The organism is Bradyrhizobium daqingense, assembly GCF_021044685.1.
Classification (GTDB): domain Bacteria; phylum Pseudomonadota; class Alphaproteobacteria; order Rhizobiales; family Xanthobacteraceae; genus Bradyrhizobium; species Bradyrhizobium daqingense.
Map to the genome: position 1 here is coordinate 4,413,146 of NZ_CP088014.1, position 22,167 is coordinate 4,435,312.

Genomic DNA, 22,167 nt, shown 5'->3' on the forward strand with positions numbered 1-22,167 from the left:
CCATGGCGGACCTTGTACCTCTGCTCAAGGCCGAGCATCTCACCATGCGTTTTGGCGGTGTGGTCGCCAATGACGACATCACCTTCAGGTTGGAGGAGATGGAGCTGCGTTGTCTGATTGGCCCGAACGGCGCCGGCAAGAGCACTTTCTTCAAGACTCTGACCGGGCAGCTCGTTCCGACCTCAGGCGCGATTGCGTTCCGTGGGCATCCGATTGCCGGCAAGCTGTCGCACGAGATCGCCCGCATGGGGATTGGCATCAAGACCCAGGTTCCGAACGTCTTCAACGGCCTTTCGGTGCGAGAGAACATCTGGCTCGCCGTCCGCCGCAAGGCGACGCCGCGTGCCCAAGGGCCCGCGGTCGACACCGTGCTGGAGATGATCCGATTGACCGATCATGCCGACCGAATCGTCGCGACGCTGTCGCATGGCCAGCGTCAGTGGGTTGAGATCGGCATGGTGCTCGCGGCGGAGCCGGAGTTGATTTTGCTCGACGAGCCGGCCGCTGGGATGACCGACGAAGAGACCCTGCACACCGCCGCCATCATCCGCGAGATCAACAAGACCCGGGCAATCATCGTTGTCGAGCACGACATGGAGTTCATCAGGCAGATCGCCAAGAAGGTGACTGTGTTTCATCAAGGGCGCGTGCTGGTCGAAGACAGTGTGGAAAAGGTTATGGCCGATCAGCGTGTGCGCGACGTCTATCTCGGCAAGAAGGTAGCGGCATGAGCGCGCTCCTCGAGGTCAAGAACTTACGCTCCGGCTACGGCCGCATTCCGATCCTGTTCGGCATCGACATGACGGTGCAGGACGGCGAGTACCTCGGCATTCTCGGCCACAATGGCATGGGCAAGACCACAACCTTGCGTGCGCTGATGGGGCATCTACCGACCACGGGCGGCTCGGTCGTCTTCGCCGGCACGACGATCACCCATCTCAAGCCGCACGAGCGGTCCAGGCTCGGTATCGGGTTCGTGCCACAAGGACGAGAGATATTTCCAGATCTGAGCGTCATCGAGAACCTGCGAATGGGCCTCGCGGCGGCTCCGAGGGAGGATCGTTCGATCATCGACGCGGTGCTCCAGGACTTTCCGCGCCTGGTGCGACTGCTCGACCGGCGTGGCGGCGCGCTGTCGGGCGGCGAGCAGCAATTGCTGGCGCTGGCCCGTTGCCTCTGCACCAAGCCAAAGCTCATCCTGCTGGATGAGCCGACCGAGGGTATCCAACCGTCGATCATCGAAGAGATCATCGAGACCCTGCTCGCACTGAAGAAGCGCTGGAACATGTCGCTGATCGTGGTCGAACAAAATCTCGAATTCATCACGTCGCTATCTGACCGCGTCCTCAATATCCAGAAGGGACGCATCACGGAAGAGCTCGACCGGGAAGGTCTTTTGGCACGGGACGCCGCCATGCATCCAACCTAGCTTCGAGTTCCGACGCGGTTACCCCGCCATCGCAATCATTGATCTCTGTTGCCGCCAAGCTTGTCGTCACAAGAAGGGATGCCTCATGTCCATCAAACGCCCGAATGCCGAAGACGTCGCCGAACTCGCTGCAAGCCTGCACATGAACATGTCGATCGAGGAGGCCGGAGAATATCTGTCGCTGATGGGCGGGATGTTTGACGCCTATGATGTCGTCGACGAACTGCCCAACCCGCTGCCGCCGGTCAAATATCCGCGCATGCCGGGCGCCAAGCCAATGCCGAAGGACAACAAGTACAACGCCTGGGCGATCAAGACCGAGGTCAAGGGCGCATCGAGCGGTAAGCTGGCCGGGCGAACTGTCGTGCTGAAGGACAACGTCGCGCTAGCCGGCGTCCCCATGATGAACGGTTCGACAACATTGGAAGGCTTCATTCCCGCCGCCGACGCGACCATCGTCACCCGCATTCTCGACGCCGGCGGTACCATCGTCGGCAAGGCCGTATGTGAGCATTTTTGCCTGTCGGGTGGCAGCCATACCTCCCATCCCGCACCGGTCCACAACCCACTCAAGATGGGCTATTCGGCGGGCGGTTCGTCCTCGGGCAGCGCTGCACTGGTCGCGGCGGGCGAGGTCGACATGTCAATCGGCGGCGACCAGGGCGGCTCGATCCGTATCCCCGCGTCCTACTGCGGCATCTATGGCATGAAGGCGACGCACGGGCTCGTGCCCTACACGGGCGTTATGCCGATCGAGTCCACCATCGACCATACCGGTCCGATGACGGCCAACGTCGCCGACAACGCGCTGCTGCTGGAGGTGCTCGCCGGGCCCGACGGATTCGATCCCCGCCAGTATGCGCCGAAGGTCACGAGCTACACGGAATTGCTCCGCAAGGGCGTGAAGGGCATGAAGATCGGCATCCTCAAGGAAGGCTTCGCCGTGTCGAACATGCAGGAGGGCGTTGTCGAGAAGGTCAAGGCGGGTGCAGAGCGATTCGCCAAGCTTGGCGCCAGCGTCTCGGAGGTTTCGATACCGGAGCATCTGCACGCGCTCGCCGCGTGGAACCCGATCACGCTGGAAGGTTTCCTGGTCCAGATGATGATCGGCAACGGCATGGGCTTCAATTGGAAGGGACTCTATGACGTCGGCCTGCTCGACGCCCATTCCAGCTGGCGTAACCGCGCCGACGATCTGTCGGAGACGCTCAAGCTCACCATGCTGGTCGGGCAGTGGGGCGTCAGCCATTATCGCGGTCGCTACTATGCCAAGTCGCGCAACATCGCGATCGCAGCCAAGGCCGCTTATGACGCCGTGTTTGGCTCCTACGACCTGTTGCTGATGCCGACCCTGCCGTGTGTTGCGACACCGATTCCGGCCAAGGACGCGCCGCTCGCCGAGATCGTCCAGCGTGCCTTCGAGATGACGGCTACGACCAGTCCCTTCGATGTTACCGGCCATCCGGCGATGAGCATTCCCTGCGGCCTTTCGGACGGCCTGCCTGTCGGGCTGATGCTGATTGCGAAGGACTACGACGAGGCAACCATCTATCAGGCGGCCAGCGCGTTTGAAGCAGATGGCGACTGGAAGAAGTTCTGATGATCACCATCACAGCCGTCATCAGGGCGAAGTCCGGCCACGAGGTCGTGATGCGCGACGCGCTTGTCACCGTCGCGGCTCATGTCGCGGCCAACGAGCCGGAGACGATCGGGTTCTTCATCTCGCAGAGCGAAGAAGATCCGTGTGTTTTCACGACCTATGAGCGCTTTGCCGACAAGGCTGCGATGGATCGCCACAACGGCTCGGCCGTTGTCGCGGCCTTCTTCGGGATCGCCAAGCCCATCCTGGATGGCGAGGTTATACTTGTGACGTCGAAGGAGGTGTCGGCGACGGTCCGGTAGGCGGACGCCAAGTCAATTGCGGGAGAGCATCGTGACGTTACGGCTTCACGGCATCATCGGGAGATCCGACGACGCAGCCTATGCGCGCCGTCTCCACCACATCGAGCATCATGGCGGAATCGAATTGCTGTTCGTGCCGCCGTCCGACGTCGGTCGCAAGCGGTTTCGTCTCACCACCGATCGCGGGACCGACTGTGCTGTCAGCCTGGAGCGCGACGAGGAGCTGGTGGATGGGGCGCTGCTTTTTCTCGAACACGATCGCGCCGTCATTGTCCGATTCGGCGAGCAGGAACGCTGGCAATTGAAACCTGTCGACCAGGCGGCGGCGCTGAAGCTCGGCTGGAACGCCGGCAATCTGCATTGGAGGGTTCGCTTCGAGGGCGATCATCTTGTCGTGCTGCTCGATGGGCCGCTCGACTCATACCGAGCGCGCATCAAGCCGCTGCTGGAGGCGGGCGAGGTAGTGGAGAGCGATGCTGTTTGACAGATTGCAAGCGCTGGCATTGTTGCAACTCGGCGATAGCGCCTATCCTGCCGGCGGCTTTGCGTTCTCCTGGGGCCTTGAAGGACTCGCCGCGGACGGCATGCTTGCCAATCGCGACGAACTTGATCGGATCATCGCCGACCAGCTCATGCGGCGCTGGGCCGGCATGGATCGCATCCTGTTGCGTCAGGCATTCCAGGCAAGGGATTGCCAGGCCATCGCTGGCATCGACCGCCTTGCAGAGGCAGGAACCTCCTCGGCCGAAATGCGGGAAGGGTCGCGTCGTGCAGGCAGGGCTCTTCTCGGGGTATGGGTCAAGCTCGACGGGCCGCTGTCGGTCGCTTACCGCGGGCTGCTGTCGTCGGATGCGCGGCTCGGCCATCTGCCGGTTGTACAGGCCATCGTTAGCCGGGATGCAGAATTCAGTCTCGATGCAGCCGAACTGGTCTCGGGTTGGACGCTCGTGACCGGTCTTGTGAGCGCCGCTATGAGGCTCGGGATCGTCGGCCATATCGAGGCGCAGCGGAGCCAGACCGCTGCGCGCGGTCTGCTGGCTGAGGTACTGGCGGAGCCGCCGGCGCCGGATGCGCTGCCTGCCAGCTTCACGCCGTTCATCGACGTCGCGGTCTCGCGCGGGCCGCTTCGGCATGTACGCATGTTCACGACGTGAAGGAGGATATTTCGTCATGATGAATCTGTCGCCGACCGAGATGGATCGCCTCGTGATCTTCAATGCCGCGCAGATAGCGCGTCGCAATCGGTCGCTCGGAATCCGGCTGAGCCACCCGGAGGCGGTCGCTTATATTACTGACGAGGTGATGACGGCGGCGCGCCGCAATATACCCTATGCCGAGATCCGTGACATGGCGGGACGGTTGTTGACATCCGACGACGTCGAGCCCGGCGTCGCACGGATGATCCCAATGCTTTATATCGAGTGCATGTTCGCGGAAGGCACCAAGGTGATGGCCGTGTTCGAGCCGGTCGGCCTTAGTGACGCGTCCGGCGCCGACGACGTCATACCTGGCGAGATCATCGCGGGCGGCGGAGACATTGAGAGCTTCGTGGGTCTGCCCGCCATCACCATCGATGTCGTCAATACTGGCGATCGCGATATTCAGGTTCGTAGCCACACTCATTTCTTCGAAGTCAATCGCGCCCTGCGTTTCGATCGTGCCGCGGCCTGGGGCATGAAGGTCGACCGGCCGGCAGGCGCCGGCGTCCGCTTCGAGCCCGGCGTCACCAAGTCGGTCCGACTTGTCCCGATCTCCGGCGATCGCGTGGTGCACGGGCAGGCCGGGCTCGTCAACGGCCCGCTGGACGCGCCGACGGCACGCGATGAAGCGCTCAAGCAAGCTCGCGTCCGCGGCTATCAGGGAGCTTGAGCATGGCCCTTCTGTCGCGCCGCGCCTATGGCGAACTCTACGGACCGACCAAGGGCGATCTGGTGCGGTTGGCCGATACCAGCCTGTTGGCCGAGATCGAGCACGATTACACAACCTATGGGCATGAGCTGCTGGTCGGTGCGGGAAAGAACCTGCGCGACGGCGAGGGCGTCAACGCCTACCGGACGGCATCGCACAAGATACTCGATGTCGTCATCAAGAACGCCACGATCGTAGACGCCGTCACCGGCATCGTGAAGGCAGATATTGGTATCCGTGACGGTCGCATCGTCGGCATTGGCAAGGCTGGAAATCCCGATGTGATGCCGGATGTGCATCCTGACATGATCGTTGGTCACACCACGGCGCCGATTGGTGGCGGTCCGTTCATCGTCACCGCCGGTGCCATCGAGTCGCACGCCCATTTGATCTCGCCCGAGCAATCCGACCACGCTCTTTCCGGCGGCACTACCACGCTGGTCGGCAACGGCTCCGGCCCGGTGTTCGACGTCGGCAGCGGTGCTGCTTCGACATTTGCGCGCTTCCTCCAGGCCATCGAGTTCTCGCCCCTCAATTTCGCGCTGTTCGGACGGGCCGGGTCAAGCCCCGAAGCGGTAGAGGAAGCGGTCGCATCGGGTGGCATGTCTGTTAAGATTCACGAGGATTTCGGGGCCGCTCCGGCCGTGATCGACCAGAGCTTGATCGCGGCGGACCGCAACGATTTCGCGGTTCATCTTCACACGGACTCGATCAACGAATACGGCTTCTGCGAGGATACGATGGCGGCGGTCGAAGGCCGTACCATCCACATGTATCACGTGGAGGGCGCCGGCGGCGGCCACGCGCCGGATCTGCTCAAGGTGGTGTCATGGGACAACGTCATTCCGTCGTCCACCAATCCGACCAACCCGTACACGTCCTACGGCATGGAAGAGGGCGTGCCAATGACGATGATCTGTCATCAGCTCAACTACAACGCGCCCGAGGACGTCATGTTCGGCGAGGCGCGGGTGCGCGCCCAGTCGATGGCGGCGGAGGATTTTCTCCACGACATGGGCGCAATCTCGATATTCGGCACGGATACGCAGGGCATGGGACGTCTCGCCGAGAACGTCGCGAAATGCTGGCAGCTTGCCAGCGTGATGAAGGATCGAATCGGCCGCCTGCCCGAGGAGAAAACGGCGCGTGCGGACAATGAGCGCATCAAGCGCTACATGGCCAAGCTCACCATCAATCCTGCGATCGCGGTTGGCATCGACCACGCGGTTGGCTCGATCGAGCCCGGCAAGATGGCTGATCTCGTCCTCTGGCCGCGCGCGTCCTTCGGCATCAAGCCTTACATGGTGATCAAGAACGGCTTTGTCGTGTGGGCCGCCATGGGTGACGGCAACGGCAGCCTCGGCCTGTCGGAGCCGATGATCCAGAAGCGGATGTGGGGCGCACTCGGCGCCGCCCCGCAAAGGCTGGGGGTCAACTTCATGTCGAAGCTAGCGATGGAGGCCGACGTGAGCCGCAAGCTCGGCCTCAATCGCGACCCCGTCCAGATCAAGAATGTTCGAAAATTACGGAAGAGCGACATGGTACGCAATGCTGCCGTGCCGCATGTCGAAGTCGATCCGCAGACGTTCGAGGTCCGTGCCGATGGAAAGCTTCTGATGTGTCCACCTGCGACGGAGGTACCGCTGGCCAGACGGTACATGCTTCGATGAGTCAGATTTCGCTCGGAGGCGGATTGGCAGAGCCGCGTATTGCGGCTGCGCGGGTCGGGATCGGAGGGCCGGTCGGGTCTGGCAAGACGGCCTTGGTCGAACGCTTGATTCCGGCGCTGCTGGCGCGCGGCATCGATATCGCCGTCATCACGAACGATCTCGTCACGGCCGAGGACGCGAACCGTATCAGGCGCTCCGGGCTGATCGATCCGGCACGCGTGGCGGCGGTGGAGGCGGGCGCATGTCCGCACACTGTCATTCGCGAAGATCCGACACTCAACATCGAGGCAGCGAACGAACTCGAGCAACGTTTCCCTGGTGTCGAGCTCATTCTGCTCGAAAGCGGCGGCGACAATCTCGCCTCGACTTTTTCGCGTGATCTGACCGATTTCTGGATGTTTGTCATTGATGTCGCTGGTGGCGACGATATCCCACGTAAGCGAGGTCCAGGCATCATCCGCGCCGACCTTCTTGTCATCAACAAGGTTGATCTGGCGCCGCATGTCGGCGTGGACTTGGAACGCATGCATCGCGAAGCATTGCACGTCCGCAGCGATCGTCCAGTGCTGCTCACCAACTGCCGCCGCGGCGAGGGGATCGATGCTGTTGTCGCTCTTCTTGAGCGCGAAGTTCTGTTCAGGACGTGAGGAACGCAGCGGCAGGGGACGGAGCGCGGCTCGATCTGAGCTTCGTTCACCGGGCCGATCGCACCGTGATCGACCGGCGAGTGTTCACCTGGCCGTTCGTGCTCACACGCAGCTTTCATGTCGATCCCGATCGGCCGAATTGCCTCAGCGTGATCGTGCAGACGGCAAGCGGGGCTGTTCACGGGGAGGACAGCCTCGTACAGCGCCTCACGCTCGGCCCCGGGACGGCGGTTTGCCTGACAAATCAGGGCGCGACGTCTGTGCATCGCGCGGACCCCGCGGTGCGCGCCGTGGAGACAGTGAGGCTTGACGTTGCCAGTGGCGCCAGTCTCGAATATCTGCCCGAGCCGCGAATCCTGTTTCCCGATGCCGCTCTGTACCAATCTGTAGAGCTCGATTGCGCGAACGACGCTTGCGCGTTGATCGTCGATGCGTTCACGATGCACGACCCCGGCGGCGAAAGCCGCTGTTTCCGCGAACTGGAATCGACATTCTGCCTCAGGAGATCAATCGGCGAGCCGTCGATGGTCGACCGGACGCGCTTATGCCGTCCAGACCCCGGCATATTTCGTGGCTATAGAGCCTTTGGATCGGCGTTCCTGGTGCTGAGCCCTTCGCATGATCTGACGAATCTCCTCGGGTTACTGACAGGAGCGTTGGGCCGGATCCCGGGCCTCTATGGCGCGGCAAGCCTGTCGCCCGGACAGTCGGGGCTCGGGGTACGTCTAGCGGCCCTGGAGCTCAGACATCTCCGGCAGGCATTCGAACATATCAAGGCAATCTACCGTCAAGCCAACTTTCAATAGGCAAGACGAGACTCGCAAATCAAACGCATGCGTCTCTGTTACAACAATTGGACGCCGGTTCGATATTTTTCCGCAGGTTGCGGAGCCACACCTGCGCTTACTCATCGATGAGGCCGCCCCTTCGGGCTTCACGCTGGTCAGCAAAATCGAAGCCGATGACGGTCGCTGGGAAGGCGAAGGCATGAAGGATGGTCAGAAGATGAAGTTTCACGCCGACGCCAAAACGGGCGAGATTATAGATGCACGGCCCGATCGCTAAATAGTGCTATCGCGTCACGGGCGCCCCGGCGATGCAGCCTGCTCGACCCGAAGCGACGAGCCGCGGCGACAAGGACAACCCGCTCATTCTGCCCTGCAACAAATGCAGACGTCCAATGGATTATCGCGCGACACTAGGACGGCTGATCAAACAAACAGTTCGAAAACGACCCCATGCACATAGCCGGGGGTAATGAAATCAACGGCTCCCGTGGGGTTTGGAGGCGAGTTGGCGCGTCGGGCAAACGAGGTATATTGCGACTAGTCCGAAATGATCGGCTAGGCCTGCAACTGGGCCTCGATCTGCCGGGCGGCGCGCAGCAACGTGCGGTCTTGGCCGCGGCGGGCGATGATCTGGAGGCCGAAGGGAAGACCGTTCCCGTCCACCCCGCACGGAATCGAGATCGCCGGCAGGCGGGCGTGATTGACGAAGGACGTGAATACCGCGTGCGCGCGCGGGCTCGCGGTGCGGCCGCCGATCGTGTCGGGCCCGAGCTGCGTGAACGGCCACGAGACGCAGGGCACTGTTGGCGCCAGCAGCAGGTCGGTATCGGTGAAGAAGGCTGCGAACGCGTTGGCGATCGCGGCGCTCGCCACCAGCGCGCCGGCGACGTCTGCGCCCGACCAGGACAGCCCTCGCTTGATCTGCCCGGCGATGTCGGGATCGAAGGCGGCCGGATCCCTCCGGAATGTGTCGCCATGGAGGGCGGCGAGGCCGGCGTGCTGGAGCGGCATGATGGCGTCTTCCGTCGCGCCGGCTGGCCAGACCGGATCGCGCTGCGTGATGCACAGGCCGGTGGCGGCGAGACGCGCAACGGCGGAAGCGATGCCCTCGGCGACGACCTCGTCGACGGCGACGTCGAGCCCGAGACGCGGCGAGAACGCGATGCGCAGGCCGGCCGGATCATCGGCCGTTTGCGCAATGCCGGCGGAATCCGGATCGCGAGGATCGACGTCCGCCATGGCTTCAAACGCCAGCGCGATATCGGCAACCTCGGTAGCGATCGGCGCGATGACGGAGAGGCCGAAGAACGGCTCGGCGAAACCGGGTCCATAGGGGATCGCCCCGTAAGACGGCTTGAAGCCGGCGACACCAACATGGGCGGGCGGCCTGCGGCTGGAGCCGCCGGCATCGGTACCGATCGCGAGCGGCACGAGTCCGGCTGCGACGGCGGTGGCGGGACCGCCCGATGAGCCGCCGGGCGTCAATGTGGGATCGAGCGGGTGCCGCGTCGGCCCGAACAGCGGTGAGGTTGTCACGCCCTTGCTCGCGAACTCGGAGGTTGCTCCCATGCCGACAACGACGGCTCCGGCCTTGCGCAGCCGCTCGATCGCGATCGCATCCTGCGGCGCGACGAAATCGGCAAACAGGCGTGAGCCCTGTGTCACGCGCCAGCCGCCGGTCCAGATATTGTCTTTGACCACAATGGGAACGCCGGCAAGCGGCATCGCATTGCCCGCGCGCAGGCGATCGTCCACCGCGGCGGCATCGGCCAGCGTGCGCGAGGGATCTGTGGTGACCACGGCGTTCAAGCTCTTCGCAGCCTCGATGCGGCCGAGGGCGGCGCTGGCGATTTCGACCGCGCTCGTCCGCCCGGCCGCAACGTCGGCCGCAATTTCCCGCGCGCTATTATCCGGCTTTGTCATGGCCTCCCCAGATCAGAGCCGATGTGCCGCACAGCGCGAGGCACGCCAAGGCGGAGAAGGCCGCGCCGAGGCTCGCTACGCGATCCAGGATCGAGAGCAGGGCCGGCGCGGCCAGCAGGCCCGCATATGATGCGGTCAGGACTGCTCCGGTGGTCTCGCCGATCCTGTCCTGTGGGGCGAGGCGGGCAATCTCCGCGACGAATACGCCGTTCCAGCCCGACGCTGTGAGGCCGAACAGGGCAGCGATCGCGAGCTGGCCGGTGCGACCGAGCGACGCGCCATCGAGGCCAAGCAGCGCGGCACAGAAGGCCATGCCGAGGCCGATGACGACGAGCACCATCCGCGAGGCATCGAGCTGCATGGCGACATAGCCCCAGCCGAGCCGGCCGACGAGGCCGCCTGCCTGTGCGCAAGCGAGCGCGATCCCGGCCTCGATATGGCTGAGGCCGAGCTCGCGGGTGCCGAGCGTGACAAAGAGTGTGTTGAGCGACACTTGCATGGCGCTGAAGGGCATCGAGGCCAGTGCCAGCACGGCGATGCGCCGGTCTGCGGTGACGAGCGCCAGTCGCGCACGGAGACCGAGTTCCGAAGGCGGGAGGACCTTGCCGGCATAGGTTGGGCGCAGCCGCTCGAACAGCAGGATTCCCAGAAGAGCACAGGCGCCCACCGCCGCATAGCACCAGGTCGGTCCGAGCGAGACGGCGATGGCCGGCAGAACCAGTGAGCCGCAGACGGCGCCGATCTGGTTGCCGGTCTGGCGGACCGAGAACACGAAGGCGCGGCGTTCGGCCGTCACGAGCCGCGACAGCAGAGCCGCGCTTGCTGGCGTCTCCGGCCCGAAGGCGAGTCCAAGGCAGAGGCCGGCAGCGAGCAGGGCCACCGTCGATCCGAGCGAGGCCAGCGCCATGCTGACGACGATGGCCGCCGCGCAGAGACTCGCGATCCGAAGCGAGCCCAGGCGCGCGATGAAGCCGCCGCCCCAGAAAGAAGCGGGAATGCCCACGGCGAACACCGCACAGGAGAACATCGAGAGCTGCCAGACCTCGATCTGGGCCCGGGGCGCGACCACGCCCGGCGCGAACAGGGCCAGTGCCACCAGCGCCTGAAGCGAGGTCATGGCCCCAAGGGCCGGCAGAAGCGGAGGCGCTGGCCGAACGGCCGCGTTTGCGTCTACCATGGCGCTGCGCTCACGGGAGGGACATGGTGGCAGGCGGTATTTCCATTCACGCAGTCGATGTGGCGAGCGGACGCCCGGCAAACGGGCTGCGCGTCGAGATCTGGCGGATCGATCCGGAAAAGGTGCGCCTCGTCGACGGACGGCTCGGAGCCAATGGCGCGCTCGACCATGCCGTCGCGCAGGGCGCGCGCGTCACGGCGGGCGAGTATGAGGTCTTGTTTCATCTGGGTGAATTCTTCGGCGACGGCGACGCTTTCCTGACCGTGACGCCGTTCCGCTTCCGCATCAAGAACGTTGACGAGCATTTCCATCTGCCGCTGAAGTTTACCCGCTGGGGGTATTCGCTGTTCCGCGGCGCCTGATCAGCTCGTCAGCCGCCGCGACAATCCGGTGACACGCTCCATCACCGCGACCAGCGCCACGGTCGCGATGATCAGCACGCCCGACAGCGCGGCGATGGTGACATCGAGCTTGCCCTCGAGATCCTGCCACATCCGGATCGGCAGCATATCGGTTGCGGCATCGCGCAGGAACAGCGAGACCGGCACGTTGTCGAAGGACGACATGAAGGCGATGAAGGCGCCAGCGATGATGCCCGGCCGGATCAGCGGCAGCACGATCCGCCGAAATGTGTAGAGGCGGCTCGCGCCCAGCACGGCCGAACTCTCGAGCAGGGTCGGCTCGAGCTGGGCGAGCGCGGCGACCGAGTTGCGGACCACATAGGGAACGCAGACCACGGTATGGCCGATCACCAACGTCAGCGGCGAGACCGGCAGTCCGACCAGGGAGAACAGCATCAGCGCAGCCAAACCGAAAGCCAGCGCCGGCAAGACCAGCGGCGACATGAAGAGGGAATCGAGCAACCGCGCCGACAGCGTCTGCGACCGCGAGATCGCGAGCGCCGCCGCGACGCCGAGCACGACGGACAGGCCGGTCGCCCACAGCGCGACGATGAGGCTGTTCTTGGCGGCGAAATGCAGCTGCCAGGCGTTCCAAAGCTCGACGTACCAGCGCAGCGAATAGCCGGGTGGGGGAAAGCGAAGCGAGAATCCACTGGTGAAGGAAACGATCAGCACCACGAGTGAGGGCGCGATGATGATGACGAGCGCGATCACCGCGATGACGGTCATCACGAGTTCGAAGCTCAGAGCTTCCAAGATGAGCCTGCGGCCGCTCATTACGCCCATCCATAGCCGCGCGACAAGCGGCCGAGCGTGGTGAAGACGGAGACGACCGCGAGCACGGCGAGCAGGAAGATAATCGAGATCGCGGCAGCAAAAGGCCAGTTCTGCAGGGTCGATGCCTGCTGGTAGAGATACATCGGCATGAACAGCATCTGCCCGCCGCCGACCAGCGACTGGGTGATGAAGGCCGTGATCGCCGCGGCATAGGTCAACGTGCAGCCGGCGATCACGCCGGGCAGCGACAGCGGCAGCACGATTCTGAAGAACGTGCGCCAACTCCCGGCGCCGAGCGAGCAGGATGCGTCGTCGAGATTGGGGTCGATGCGGCCGAGCGCGGTGATCAGCGGTAGCGTCATCAAGGGCATCTGCACCTGCGCCAGCGCGATCACCACGCCGAACTGGGTGTAGAGCAGCTTCAAGGGCGTGTCGATGATGCCGAGGGATTGCAGCGTTGCATTGATGATGCCCTGGCGGCCCAGGATGACGATCCAGGCGAAGGTGCGCACCACCACGCTGGTCAGAAGCGGCAGCAGCACGATCAGGATGATGATGGTCTGCAGTCGCGGTCCAACCCGCTGGTACAGCCAGGCGATGGGAAAGCCGAGCACGAGACATACGGCGGTCACCTCGGCGCCGAGCAGCAGCGTCGAGCCGAGAACGCCGAGACTGAAGGGGTCGGTGAGGAAGTGCAGGTACTGGCCGAGCCCCCAATGGAGCCCGGCGGTGTCGTTGTGGAGCGAGAGCCAGAGCAGTTGCAGCAGCGGCGCAACGAAGAATAACAGGAAAAACAACGCCAGCGGCGCTGCCAATCCCATTCCATAGGACGTGACGTCCCGTGATGCCGGTGCTGCCCCCATGGATCAAGTCTTCAAGGTCTTAGATCTTGATTTCCCGGTTGAAGCGCTCGATCCAGGCCGAGCGCTGCTCGTTGATCTTCTTCCAGTCCTGGAAGACGAATTTCTGCTTCAGCTCGGCGGTGTCCTTGGCGAGCACGCGCGCGATCTCGCCGCCCATCGTCACCTTGGAATTGGTCGGCACGATCAGATAGGGCGGGTTCATCAGCGTGGTCTGAACCTCGGGCGTCAGCGCAGCCTCGATCAGCTTGAAGGCGAGCTCGCGGTTCGGCGAGTTCTTGACGATGTGGATCGTGGTCTTGAACGCGATCGCACCTTCCTTCGGCGCGACGAACTCGACCGGCACGCCGCGGGCCTTCAGAATTTGGATGGCGTTGAAATTGCCGGGCGAGATGTCGATCTGACCCTGCTGGAACAGGGTCGCGAGCGCACCGGGATTGGCGGCGACCGCGGCGAGATTGGGCTTGAGCTCCTCCAGCGCCTTGAAGCCGGGATCGACATTGGCCTCCGAGCCACCGCGCATCTTGGCGATCTCGACCAGCCAGCCGGTGCCGAGCGTCGAGTTGAGGTTGGTGATGCCGACGCGGCCCTTGAACTCCGGCTTCCAGAGATCGGCCCAGGACGTCGGGGGCGTCTTTACGGCTTCCGGATTGTAGGTGAGGCCGACGACCTGGAAGAACGGGGCGGGGCCCATCGGCTCCTGCGCCTCGCCGATCAGGTCCTTGTAATAGGCACTCTTCTCGACCGGATAAGGTTCGACCAGGTCCTGGCCAATTGCGACCAGGGCCGGACCCGGATCGTGCAGCATGACATCGATCGGCGGATTGGCTTTGGCGGCATTCACCTTCGCGATCTGATCGACCGACAACATGGGGTCGAGCACCATCGCCGCATCGGCATTGGCCTTGCGGAAGGCCGGTACCAGCACGGCCTTGTGCGCTTCCTCCCAGCTTCCGGTGAAGGTCGCAAACACCAGCGGCCGAGCCTGGGCAAAACTCAGTCCGGGAAACGCCTTCATGGCCCCGAGGGTGAGGGCGGTGGTCATTAGGCTTCGGCGGTTGAGGATCATGTCGAACTCCGTATGGACTATGACTGAACTAAAGTGTTGCGGGAAAGGCGTTGGCGAGCGAGGGGGCGAGCGGTGCGAGGCGCACGGCCGCGCCGCTCTCCAGCGCGCGCGTCTCGCCGATACGCGCCTGTGATACCTTTACGCCGGAGCCGTCGGCCGTGGTGATCTCGTGCACGACGGTGGCCCCGAGCGGCAGCGACATGGCGACCACGCCGGCAAAGCCGGTTTCGTGGCCGACGAATTGCAGATGCTCGGGGCGGATGCACACGGTGACGCGGCCGCCTTCGGTGAGGTTGCCCGCCGGCCGCGCGATGATCTCCGCGCCGGCGTCGAGCCGGACTTTCGCGGCCGTGCGGTCCGCGGAGACCACGACGCCGGGCATGCGATTGGTCGAGCCGACAAACGTGTTCACGAACAGGGTCTGCGGGCGATCGTAGACATCGGACGGCGATCCGAATTGCTCGAGCTTGCCATGGCTCAGCACGGCGACCCGGTCGGCCATCGAGAGGGCTTCCTCCTGGTCGTGTGTCACGATCAGCGTGGTGATGCCGGAGACGCGCTGCAGCCGTTTGACCTCGATCTGCATGTCCAGCCGCAGATTCTTGTCGAGCGCGGCGAAGGGCTCGTCGAGCAGCAGGATCGACGGCTTGATCGCGAGCGCGCGGGCCAGCGCCACGCGCTGCTGTTGGCCGCCGGAAAGCTGCCGCGGCAGCCGCTCGGCCATCGCGGGCAATTGCACCAGGTCGAGCAGGCGCTGCGCCTCGCGCTGGCGCGTCGCCTTATCGATGCCGCGGGCGGCGAGCCCGTAAGCCACGTTCTCGCTGATCGACAGATGCGGGAATAGCGCGTAATTCTGGAATACGATGCCCACGGCGCGCTTGTTCGGCGGCAGTCTATCGACAATGTCGTCGCCGATGATGATCCGGCCTTGCGTCTGCGCAATGAAGCCCGCGATGATCCGCAGCAGCGTGGTCTTGCCGCATCCTGACGGGCCGAGCAGGGCGATGATCTCGCCGCCCTTGATGTCGAGATTGATGTTCTCGACCGCGAGTGCGCCGCTGGGATAGCGGTGCGTGACGGCATCGACGACGAGCGAACGTCCGCCTTGCGCTTCAGCCATGGTGTTGCCTCCGGTTCTCCCGAGGAAGAAAGCAAGTCTCGTGCCCGCCGCGCTCGCCTTTCGATGCGAGGTTTGGCATTGTGCGGCAATGACGCCGAAGCCATCGATCTGCGACCTCACTGCGAAAACCCTTGTGCGCACCATCGCGACGGGCCAGCTGTCCGCGCGCGACGCCGTCGAGGCGCATCTGGCGCGGATCGCGGAACAGGATCCGCGGCTGGCGGCGTTCGTCACCATCGATGCGGATGGCGCCCGCCGCGCCGCGCAAATCTGCGATGCGGCGTCCACGCCGATCGGCCCGCTGCACGGTGTGCCTGTCGCGATCAAAGACCTCACCGATACGGCTGGGCTGACGACCACGTATGGGTCGGTGCTGTTCCGCGATCACGTGCCGGCCGAGGACGATCTCGTAGTGGCACGGTTGCGACGCGCTGGTGCAGTGATCCTGGGCAAGACCAATACACCCGAATTCGGCTTCGGCGCGGTCTGCTCCAATAAATTGTGCGGGCCGACGCGCAATCCGTTCGATGCCGTGCTGACATCCGGCGGATCGTCCGGTGGGGCTGCTGTCGCCGCTGCGGCTGGCATGGTGCCGCTCGCTCACGGCACCGATTTCGGCGGCTCGGTGCGTACGCCCGCCAGCTTCTGCGGTGTCGCCTCGATCCGGCCGACACCCGGCCGCATTGCCTCGACGCGCCGTCCGCTGGGCTGGGACATGCTGGCGACCCACGGCTTCCTCGCCCGCGATGTCGGAGATCTCGAACTGGCGCTGTCGGTCTGTGGGGGAAGCGACGCGAACGATCCGCTCTCGACCAGCATTGGCAATGATGATCGCCCGCTCGCCGGACGTCCCCGGATCGCAGTCACGCCCGATTTCGGCGTTGCGCCGGTCGCGCGCGACGTCCGTGCGCGCTTCGCCTCCGCCTGCGACGCGCTCGCGCGCGTGGCCGATGTCGCGCCATCCTCCCCCGATTGCGGCGGTGCGATCGAAGCCTTCCGCACGCTGCGCGCCGCGCACATAGCCAACAGCTATGGCGAACTGCTGAGGCCGCGCCGCGCTGAGCTTACGCCCACCGTGATCTGGAACATCGAGGCCGGAGCCAAGCTCTCGGCCGAGGATTACCTCAACGCCGAGCGGCGCCGCACCGCGATCTACCGCAGCTTTCGTGCATCGTTCGCCCGCGCCGATTTCCTGGTCGCGCCGGCTGCTTCCGTCTTTCCGTGGTCGAACGAGATCAGCGACGTCATGTTCATCGACGATGCGGCGCTGGAGACGCCGATCGACTATCTCGCCGTCACGTTCATCGTGTCGCTGGTCGGCTTCCCGGTGCTGACCTTGCCGGTGCAGCGTGGGGAGAACGAATTGCCCTTCGGTATCCAGATCATCGCGCCCCCGGGCTGCGAATCCCGTCTGTTTGCCTTCGGGCGTGCCATCGAAAACGAATTGGGCTTTTCGCATCGCCGGCCGCCTCTCTGATCAGCTGTCGCGATGCTCGAGCCGGGCGGCGAGCGCGTCGGCAAGACCCGTGGTCGGCTTGGCGGCAGGCCGCCGGAACGTGCCGGCCGTCGCTTTGCGCAGGCGTAGCGCGTGGAGCGCTTCGGCTTGCTTCACCGAAGCGACGACCTGATCGACCACCGGGACGGGAATCCGGTCGGAGACCCGCTCGGCAAGGCCCGAGAGCGGGGCGCCCGCAAAGATCAGCACATCGGCCTGGTCCTCGACGATGGCGCGTTGGGCGAGCTCGACCAGCACGTCTTCCTTCTCGGTGCCGACCTCCGAGATCGCCTGAAACGGCGTATCGAGCATGCGGATGCCGGCGCAGCGCTCCCACAGCCCGTGGGCGCGGACGCACTCCTCGTACCAGGGCCCCAGTGCCTGGGCGAAGGTAACGATGGCAAAGCGGCGTCCAGCCATGCAGGCGGTCAGCATCGCGGCTTCCGCCATGCCGACCACGGGAATGTCGAAGGTTTCGCGCGCGGCGAACAGGCCGGGATCGCCGAAGGCCGCGATGATCGCGGCATCGACCGTCTTGTGCTGCTCGGCGAGCATTTCCAGCGTGATGGCGCCGCCGATCTGCGCCTCGGTGCGCGTTGCGATATAGGGTACGCCGCGCGAGGCGGTGCAGGAGATCAGCTCGGTGCCGGGCGCGGCCGCGCGCTGCCCGACATCGGTCATCAACTGGGTGACGGAGGCGCTGGTGTTGGGGTTGAGCAGCAGCAGCTTCATGGTCACGCCGCCGTCAACTTGGGTTTGGGGGCGAGGGTCTCGAGCAGGGCGGTGCCGGTGTGGCGGACATGGGCGCCGAGCAGGCGTCCTGCGGCTTCGCTGTCACGCGCCTCGAGGGCGGCGAGGATGGCGGCATGCTCGTCGACCGAATTGCTCCAGCGCTTGTCGGCACCCAGCGCGAGATAGCGTGCGCGTTCGGCGCGGGAGATCAGAGTCTCGTGCGCTTCGCGCAGCGGCGTATTGCGGGCCATCCGGACGATGGTGTTGTGTATCTCGCCATTGATGGCGAAGTATTCATCGAGCTTGCCGCTGCGATGGTGACCCTCCATGCGGGTCTGAAGCGTGCGCAGGCGGGCGAGATCGCGCTCGGTGGCGCGCTCCGCGGCAAGCTCGGCGGCGAGCCGCTCGATCCCGGCGAGGGCCTCGAACAATTCCGAGATGCCGTCGACCGCGATATCGGCGATACGCGGGCTGCGGTTGGGGCGAAGCTCGATCAGCCCTTCCGCGGCAAGCACCTTCATGGCCTCGCGCAAGGGAGTGCGCGACACGCCGAGCTCCTTCGACAGCTTGGTCTCCTGAGTCTGCGAGCCCGGCGGCAATTCGCCGCGAATGATCATCGTCCGCATCCGCGCAGCGGCGCGCTCGTGCAGTCCCATCCGCTTGAGTTTGGGCGGCTTTCGTCCCTTCTGCGATTCCGACTTCTGCTGCACGTGGGCCTCATTGCTTCAGTTCATCCTAGCCGTTTCCGGTCCCTTTGCTTGCCCAAAATATCGACGCATGTAGCTGAAAACAAAAGCATAGCGCGCAAATTGTATGCAGCATGCAGAATTCGGATTGCACTGCGGCGAAGAGCGGCTGATGATCTTGCGCGACGCGCGAGATCGCGCGCTTTCCGGAACGGAGTGAGTGATGCGGACGAGTTTGCAACTGGGCCTCGTGGTGATGGCGGCGATGTTTGGTGGCGGCGATCTCGCCTCCGCACAGACCGCGAAAATCAAGCTCGGCTATGCCAAATGCGCGCATTGCCTGCCGATGTCGCTGATTTCAGGCATGGCGAAGGGCGTCGAGGTCGAGGCGACCGGCTTCAACTCCGGCAACGACGTTCTGACCGCGTTGGTGTCGAAGAGCATCGACGTCGCGCAGGTCACCTATCTCCATTACATCACTGCGCTCGACAAGGGCTTCGATGTCGTCGCCGTGTCCGGCCAGATCAACGGCGGCTCGGAATGCCTGTCCTCGGCGAAGCTGAACCTGCCGCCCGAGGACTGGGCCGCCTTCAAGGCGACCGTGACGAAGGCGAAGAGCGACGGTCAGCCGCTGAAGGTGGCGGCGTCCCGCGGCAACGCGCAGGACATTCACATGCGCGGCGCGTTCCTGAAGCAGGGCGTCGATCCCAACAAGGACATCCAGTTCATCAACATTCCCAATCCCTCCGACCATCTCGCGGCCCTCCAGCGCGGTGAGGTCGACATGATCTGCTCGGTCGAGCCGTTCGCCTCGCAGATTCGACTCTCCGGCGCCGGCAAGCATTTCGTGCTGCCCTATGACCAGGCCGCCGGCAATCTCACCAACCTCGTCGTCACCCGTTCCGACGTCATCGCCAGCCAGAGCGCCGGCGTGCAGGGCGTCGTCAGCGCAGTGGTCGAGCTCGACAATAAGCTGATCGCCGACAAGGCGCCCTGGATCGAAGTCATCAACAAGCTCACCGGCCTCGACAAGACGGTCGCGACCGAAGCGCTGAAAAACGCCTCGCCCGATCCTGCCATCCATCGTTCGCAGACGCTCGCGATCGCCGCGATGATGCGCGACCTGAAATACATCTCGAAGGACGTCTCCGCGGAAGCGGAGAAGAACATGAACTACTCGTTCCTGGAGCAGGCCACGGGAAAAGCCAAGAATGACCTCGGTTATTGATGCCGCGCCGGCAAGGCGCGCGTTCCCGCTGACACGAGCGTTCCAGGGGCTCGAACGCCTCGTCGTGCCCGCACTGCTGATCGCGGGCTGGGAGGCTTTTGCCCGCAGCGGCATGCTGCCGCCTGCGCTGCTGCCGGCGCCGAGCGCGGTGCTGCATGCTCTCGGCGACTGGGTGTTCGGCTTCGACGAGACCACGCAGACCTATTCCGGCCACTGGCTGCGTGATGCGTTCGCCAGTGCTCTTCGCGTATTTGGCGGCTTTGCTCTGGCGAGCCTGCTCGGGATTCTTGCCGGGGTTGCGATCGGGTGGTCCCGCTTGTTCGAGAAGACGCTGGAGCCGACGCTGCAGATGTTACGCCCGATCCCGCCGGTGTCCTGGATTCCGCTCGCGATCATCTGGTTCGGCATCGCAGACAAGCCGGCAATCTTCCTGGTCTTTCTCGGGGCGTTCTTTCCGGTGCTGATGAACAGCATCCATGGCGTCAAGACCGTGGACCACAATCTGGTACGGGCCGGCGCGATGATGGGCGCGAATGGACGGCAGATGCTGACTGACATCGTGCTGCCGGCCGCGCTGCCCTCGGTCTTCGCGGGCCTGCGCATTGCGGTCGGATCGGCCTGGATGCTGACGGTCACGGCCGAGATGGTCGCGGTCAAGAGCGGCCTCGGTTATGTCCTGTGGGATTCCTACTACTTCCTGCGCTACGACATCGTGCTCGCGGCGATGATCTCGATCGGGCTGCTCGGCTACCTCTCCGACCTCGGTATCAAGGCGATCATGGAGCGCACGCTGCGATGGCAGCAGACGACCACCGTGCAGGGCAGGGCGAGCTGATGGCGGCAATCGAGCTTCGCAACATCGTCAAGGTGTTCTCCGACAAGCGGCGCGGCCGGGATCTGTTGACGCTGGACAACATCAATCTCGACATCGAGGTCAACGACTTCGTCTGCCTGCTCGGCCCCTCCGGCTGCGGCAAGTCGACTCTCCTGAACATCATCGCGGGCTTCGAACAGGCGACCTCCGGCCGGACGCTGGTCGACGGCAAGCAGGTGGAGCGGCCCGGCCCGGATCGCGGCGTGGTGTTCCAGCAGCCGACCCTGATGCCGTGGTTGACGGCGATCGACAACATTGCCTTCCATCTCCGGCTCAAGGGCGTCGCCAAGGCCGAGCGGTACGACCGTGCCATGGAGTTCATCGATCTCGTCGGCTTGCGCGGCTTCGAACACCATCATCCCTCCGAAATGTCAGGCGGCATGAACCAGCGGGTCGGCATTGCCCGTGCGCTGCTGATGAATCCGAGCGTCATCCTGATGGACGAGCCGTTCGCGGCGTTGGACGCCCAGACCAAGCTCGAAATGCAGGAAGAATTGGTGGCGATCTGGCAGAAGCGGCGCTGTACCATCGTGTTCGTCACTCACAGCGTCGATGAGGCGCTGGTGCTCGGCAACAAGATCGTGGTGATGACGAAGCGGCCGGGCAGGATCCGCGAGGCAGTCAGTTTCGACCTGCCGCGTCCGCGCGACATCACGAGCCCCGAATTCAATGATGCAAAGCGCCGCATCCTATCCCTGATCCGAGAGGAATCGACACGGCTTTCGCAGGCGTCGTAAGGTATGGCCATGCGCAAGCGTCTCGGTATGATCACGCCGTCCTCCAACTCGGTGCTCGAGCCCGTCACCAGCGCCATGCTGACTGGCGTCCCCGGCGTCACTGCGCATTTTTCGCGCTTTCGTGTCACCGAGATCGCACTCGACGCCGCGGCGCTCAGCCAATTTGACGCATCCGCAATGGTTCCTGCCGCGGACTTGCTGGCCGATGCCAGGGTCGACGCGATTGCCTGGAACGGCACCTCGGCGAGCTGGCTCGGGATCGGCCGCGACAGAAGCCTTTGTGAGGCGATCACGGCGCGCATGGGCGTGCCGACGACCACGTCGACGCTCGCCTGCATCGAGGCCGCGCGCGCGCTCGGCGCTGAACGTGTCGGCCTCGTGTCGCCATATACCGACGACGTGCAGCGACGGATCGGCGACGTCTGGACCGAGGAGGGGATCGCTCCGTTCACGGAGCGGCATCTCGGTCTGCGCGACAACTTTTCCTTCGGCGTGGTGGAACGCGCGACGATCGCGGGAATGATACGCGCGGTGGCGGCGGAGGGCGCCGATGCCGTCGTAATCCTCTGCACCAATCTCGATGGCGCCGCGCTTGCAGCCTCGCTCGAGCGGGAATTGAACATCGCGGTGCTCGACTCGGTCGCAGCCACGCTGTGGCGGACCCTGGATTTGGCAGGCGGCGACATTACAGGCCTTGCGCGGTGGGGTCGTCTCTTCCAGACATCGCGGGTCATCAAGTGACGG

At 64.4% G+C, this 22,167-nt stretch carries 25 protein-coding genes; 17 read left to right on the forward strand and 8 right to left on the reverse strand.

From position 1 onward, the window contains the following. Window positions 1–2: 2 nt before the first annotated feature. The 11 genes from LPJ38_RS20715 (at window position 3) to LPJ38_RS20765 (ending at window position 8,621) form a co-directional block, all read left to right on the forward strand. On the forward strand, window positions 3–731 hold the full coding sequence (locus tag LPJ38_RS20715) for an ATP-binding cassette domain-containing protein (protein ID WP_145640842.1): 729 nt from the start codon (window positions 3–5) through the stop codon (window positions 729–731). Next, window positions 728–1,429 carry an ABC transporter ATP-binding protein gene (locus LPJ38_RS20720; protein ID WP_145640839.1) on the forward strand — a complete coding sequence of 234 codons (702 nt, stop codon included), beginning with the start codon at window positions 728–730 and terminating at the stop codon, window positions 1,427–1,429. The genes LPJ38_RS20715 and LPJ38_RS20720 overlap by 4 nt, the downstream gene beginning before the upstream one ends. Window positions 1,430–1,514: 85 nt before the next feature. Then, a complete protein-coding gene (locus tag LPJ38_RS20725) occupies window positions 1,515–3,029 on the forward strand; it encodes an amidase (RefSeq protein ID WP_145640836.1) in 1,515 nt (504 codons plus the stop codon). Next, window positions 3,029–3,331 (forward strand): putative quinol monooxygenase, encoded by a 303-nt coding sequence (locus LPJ38_RS20730; protein ID WP_145640834.1) that lies wholly within the window; start codon window positions 3,029–3,031, stop codon window positions 3,329–3,331. The genes LPJ38_RS20725 and LPJ38_RS20730 overlap by 1 nt, the downstream gene beginning before the upstream one ends. A gap of 16 nt (window positions 3,332–3,347) precedes the next feature. After that, entirely contained in the window at window positions 3,348–3,815 is a 468-nt protein-coding gene (gene ureE / locus LPJ38_RS20735; protein ID WP_145640832.1) for an urease accessory protein UreE, read from the forward strand. Window positions 3,816–3,819: 4 nt separating this feature from the next. Beyond that, window positions 3,820–4,485, forward strand: coding sequence for an urease accessory protein UreF (locus LPJ38_RS20740; protein ID WP_231088366.1), 666 nt, complete (start codon window positions 3,820–3,822; stop codon window positions 4,483–4,485). Between the two features lie 16 nt (window positions 4,486–4,501). Continuing rightward, on the forward strand, window positions 4,502–5,200 hold the full coding sequence (gene ureB, locus LPJ38_RS20745) for an urease subunit beta (protein WP_145640829.1): 699 nt from the start codon (window positions 4,502–4,504) through the stop codon (window positions 5,198–5,200). Between the two features lie 2 nt (window positions 5,201–5,202). Next, the gene (gene ureC / locus LPJ38_RS20750) at window positions 5,203–6,909 is read left to right on the forward strand and encodes an urease subunit alpha (protein ID WP_145640826.1); all 1,707 of its coding nucleotides are present in this window, start codon (window positions 5,203–5,205) and stop codon (window positions 6,907–6,909) included. Next, window positions 6,906–7,556 carry an urease accessory protein UreG gene (gene ureG, locus LPJ38_RS20755; protein ID WP_145640824.1) on the forward strand — a complete coding sequence of 217 codons (651 nt, stop codon included), beginning with the start codon at window positions 6,906–6,908 and terminating at the stop codon, window positions 7,554–7,556. Before ureC ends, ureG begins: the two co-directional genes overlap by 4 nt. Further along, window positions 7,553–8,362 (forward strand): urease accessory protein UreD, encoded by an 810-nt coding sequence (locus LPJ38_RS20760; RefSeq protein WP_145640822.1) that lies wholly within the window; start codon window positions 7,553–7,555, stop codon window positions 8,360–8,362. The genes ureG and LPJ38_RS20760 overlap by 4 nt, the downstream gene beginning before the upstream one ends. A gap of 145 nt (window positions 8,363–8,507) precedes the next feature. Beyond that, window positions 8,508–8,621, forward strand: a complete 114-nt coding sequence (locus tag LPJ38_RS20765; protein WP_231088674.1) for a PepSY domain-containing protein — start codon at window positions 8,508–8,510, stop codon at window positions 8,619–8,621. A gap of 278 nt (window positions 8,622–8,899) precedes the next feature. On the opposite strand, the gene LPJ38_RS20770 is transcribed toward LPJ38_RS20765, so the two are convergent. Next, on the reverse strand, window positions 8,900–10,267 hold the full coding sequence (locus tag LPJ38_RS20770) for an amidase (protein ID WP_145640820.1): 1,368 nt from the start codon (window positions 10,265–10,267) through the stop codon (window positions 8,900–8,902). Further along, window positions 10,251–11,444 carry an MFS transporter gene (locus LPJ38_RS20775; RefSeq protein WP_145640819.1) on the reverse strand — a complete coding sequence of 398 codons (1,194 nt, stop codon included), beginning with the start codon at window positions 11,442–11,444 and terminating at the stop codon, window positions 10,251–10,253. The genes LPJ38_RS20770 and LPJ38_RS20775 overlap by 17 nt, the downstream gene beginning before the upstream one ends. Window positions 11,445–11,470: 26 nt before the next feature. On the opposite strand from LPJ38_RS20775, the gene LPJ38_RS20780 reads away from it, so the two are divergent. Further along, a complete protein-coding gene (locus tag LPJ38_RS20780; protein ID WP_167520717.1) occupies window positions 11,471–11,806 on the forward strand; it encodes a hydroxyisourate hydrolase in 336 nt (111 codons plus the stop codon). Here the strand turns inward: LPJ38_RS20780 and LPJ38_RS20785 are convergent, their stop codons facing one another. From LPJ38_RS20785 to LPJ38_RS20800, 4 genes are read right to left on the reverse strand one after another with little or no spacing between them, the layout of a single operon-like run. Continuing rightward, the gene (locus tag LPJ38_RS20785) at window positions 11,807–12,622 is read right to left on the reverse strand and encodes an ABC transporter permease (protein ID WP_145640814.1); all 816 of its coding nucleotides are present in this window, start codon (window positions 12,620–12,622) and stop codon (window positions 11,807–11,809) included. Further along, window positions 12,622–13,485, reverse strand: coding sequence for an ABC transporter permease (locus LPJ38_RS20790; RefSeq protein ID WP_145640811.1), 864 nt, complete (start codon window positions 13,483–13,485; stop codon window positions 12,622–12,624). The genes LPJ38_RS20785 and LPJ38_RS20790 overlap by 1 nt, the downstream gene beginning before the upstream one ends. 19 nt (window positions 13,486–13,504) lie before the next feature. Further along, on the reverse strand, window positions 13,505–14,551 hold the full coding sequence (locus tag LPJ38_RS20795; RefSeq protein WP_145640808.1) for an ABC transporter substrate-binding protein: 1,047 nt from the start codon (window positions 14,549–14,551) through the stop codon (window positions 13,505–13,507). A gap of 28 nt (window positions 14,552–14,579) precedes the next feature. Continuing rightward, window positions 14,580–15,671 carry an ABC transporter ATP-binding protein gene (locus LPJ38_RS20800; RefSeq protein WP_145640805.1) on the reverse strand — a complete coding sequence of 364 codons (1,092 nt, stop codon included), beginning with the start codon at window positions 15,669–15,671 and terminating at the stop codon, window positions 14,580–14,582. An 88-nt stretch (window positions 15,672–15,759) separates the two neighbouring features. On the opposite strand from LPJ38_RS20800, the gene LPJ38_RS20805 reads away from it, so the two are divergent. Further along, complete coding sequence (locus tag LPJ38_RS20805; RefSeq protein ID WP_145640803.1) at window positions 15,760–17,148, forward strand: amidase; 1,389 nt, start codon at window positions 15,760–15,762, stop codon at window positions 17,146–17,148. Here the strand turns inward: LPJ38_RS20805 and LPJ38_RS20810 are convergent, their stop codons facing one another. Both LPJ38_RS20810 and LPJ38_RS20815 read right to left on the reverse strand, forming a co-directional pair. Further along, complete coding sequence (locus LPJ38_RS20810) at window positions 17,149–17,898, reverse strand: aspartate/glutamate racemase family protein (RefSeq protein ID WP_167520716.1); 750 nt, start codon at window positions 17,896–17,898, stop codon at window positions 17,149–17,151. Window positions 17,899–17,900: 2 nt separating this feature from the next. Further along, window positions 17,901–18,608, reverse strand: coding sequence for a GntR family transcriptional regulator (locus LPJ38_RS20815; protein ID WP_145640798.1), 708 nt, complete (start codon window positions 18,606–18,608; stop codon window positions 17,901–17,903). Between the two features lie 199 nt (window positions 18,609–18,807). Here LPJ38_RS20815 and LPJ38_RS20820 point away from each other — a divergent pair, with 199 nt between their 5' ends. Genes LPJ38_RS20820 through LPJ38_RS20835 form a run of 4 tightly spaced genes read left to right on the forward strand, consistent with a single transcriptional unit; the run spans window position 18,808 to window position 22,164 of the window. Then, window positions 18,808–19,812, forward strand: coding sequence for an ABC transporter substrate-binding protein (locus LPJ38_RS20820; RefSeq protein ID WP_145640796.1), 1,005 nt, complete (start codon window positions 18,808–18,810; stop codon window positions 19,810–19,812). Beyond that, window positions 19,796–20,647: an ABC transporter permease gene (locus LPJ38_RS20825; RefSeq protein WP_145640793.1), complete on the forward strand. Its 852-nt coding sequence runs from the start codon at window positions 19,796–19,798 to the stop codon at window positions 20,645–20,647. The genes LPJ38_RS20820 and LPJ38_RS20825 overlap by 17 nt, the downstream gene beginning before the upstream one ends. After that, window positions 20,647–21,423, forward strand: coding sequence for an ABC transporter ATP-binding protein (locus tag LPJ38_RS20830; RefSeq protein WP_145640968.1), 777 nt, complete (start codon window positions 20,647–20,649; stop codon window positions 21,421–21,423). Before LPJ38_RS20825 ends, LPJ38_RS20830 begins: the two co-directional genes overlap by 1 nt. Before the next feature lie 3 nt (window positions 21,424–21,426). Beyond that, on the forward strand, window positions 21,427–22,164 hold the full coding sequence (locus tag LPJ38_RS20835) for a maleate cis-trans isomerase family protein (RefSeq protein WP_145640790.1): 738 nt from the start codon (window positions 21,427–21,429) through the stop codon (window positions 22,162–22,164). Window positions 22,165–22,167 lie beyond the last annotated feature (3 nt).

Bases quoted from the DNA above. Each gene is read 5' to 3' on its own strand.
- LPJ38_RS20715 (WP_145640842.1), top strand. From the start codon at position 3: ATGGCGGACCTTGTACCTCTGCTCAAGGCCGAGCATCTCACCATGCGT.
- LPJ38_RS20720 (WP_145640839.1), top strand. From the start codon at position 728: ATGAGCGCGCTCCTCGAGGTCAAGAACTTACGCTCCGGCTACGGCCGC.
- LPJ38_RS20725 (WP_145640836.1), top strand. From the start codon at position 1,515: ATGTCCATCAAACGCCCGAATGCCGAAGACGTCGCCGAACTCGCTGCA.
- LPJ38_RS20730 (WP_145640834.1), top strand. From the start codon at position 3,029: ATGATCACCATCACAGCCGTCATCAGGGCGAAGTCCGGCCACGAGGTC.
- ureB (WP_145640829.1), top strand. From the start codon at position 4,502: ATGATGAATCTGTCGCCGACCGAGATGGATCGCCTCGTGATCTTCAAT.
- ureC (WP_145640826.1), top strand. From the start codon at position 5,203: ATGGCCCTTCTGTCGCGCCGCGCCTATGGCGAACTCTACGGACCGACC.
- ureG (WP_145640824.1), top strand. From the start codon at position 6,906: ATGAGTCAGATTTCGCTCGGAGGCGGATTGGCAGAGCCGCGTATTGCG.
- LPJ38_RS20770 (WP_145640820.1), bottom strand. From the start codon at position 10,267: ATGACAAAGCCGGATAATAGCGCGCGGGAAATTGCGGCCGACGTTGCG.
- LPJ38_RS20775 (WP_145640819.1), bottom strand. From the start codon at position 11,444: ATGGTAGACGCAAACGCGGCCGTTCGGCCAGCGCCTCCGCTTCTGCCG.
- LPJ38_RS20785 (WP_145640814.1), bottom strand. From the start codon at position 12,622: ATGAGCGGCCGCAGGCTCATCTTGGAAGCTCTGAGCTTCGAACTCGTG.
- LPJ38_RS20790 (WP_145640811.1), bottom strand. From the start codon at position 13,485: ATGGGGGCAGCACCGGCATCACGGGACGTCACGTCCTATGGAATGGGA.
- LPJ38_RS20795 (WP_145640808.1), bottom strand. From the start codon at position 14,551: ATGATCCTCAACCGCCGAAGCCTAATGACCACCGCCCTCACCCTCGGG.
- LPJ38_RS20800 (WP_145640805.1), bottom strand. From the start codon at position 15,671: ATGGCTGAAGCGCAAGGCGGACGTTCGCTCGTCGTCGATGCCGTCACG.
- LPJ38_RS20805 (WP_145640803.1), top strand. From the start codon at position 15,760: ATGACGCCGAAGCCATCGATCTGCGACCTCACTGCGAAAACCCTTGTG.
- LPJ38_RS20810 (WP_167520716.1), bottom strand. From the start codon at position 17,898: ATGAAGCTGCTGCTGCTCAACCCCAACACCAGCGCCTCCGTCACCCAG.
- LPJ38_RS20820 (WP_145640796.1), top strand. From the start codon at position 18,808: ATGCGGACGAGTTTGCAACTGGGCCTCGTGGTGATGGCGGCGATGTTT.
- LPJ38_RS20825 (WP_145640793.1), top strand. From the start codon at position 19,796: ATGACCTCGGTTATTGATGCCGCGCCGGCAAGGCGCGCGTTCCCGCTG.
- LPJ38_RS20830 (WP_145640968.1), top strand. From the start codon at position 20,647: ATGGCGGCAATCGAGCTTCGCAACATCGTCAAGGTGTTCTCCGACAAG.
- LPJ38_RS20835 (WP_145640790.1), top strand. From the start codon at position 21,427: ATGGCCATGCGCAAGCGTCTCGGTATGATCACGCCGTCCTCCAACTCG.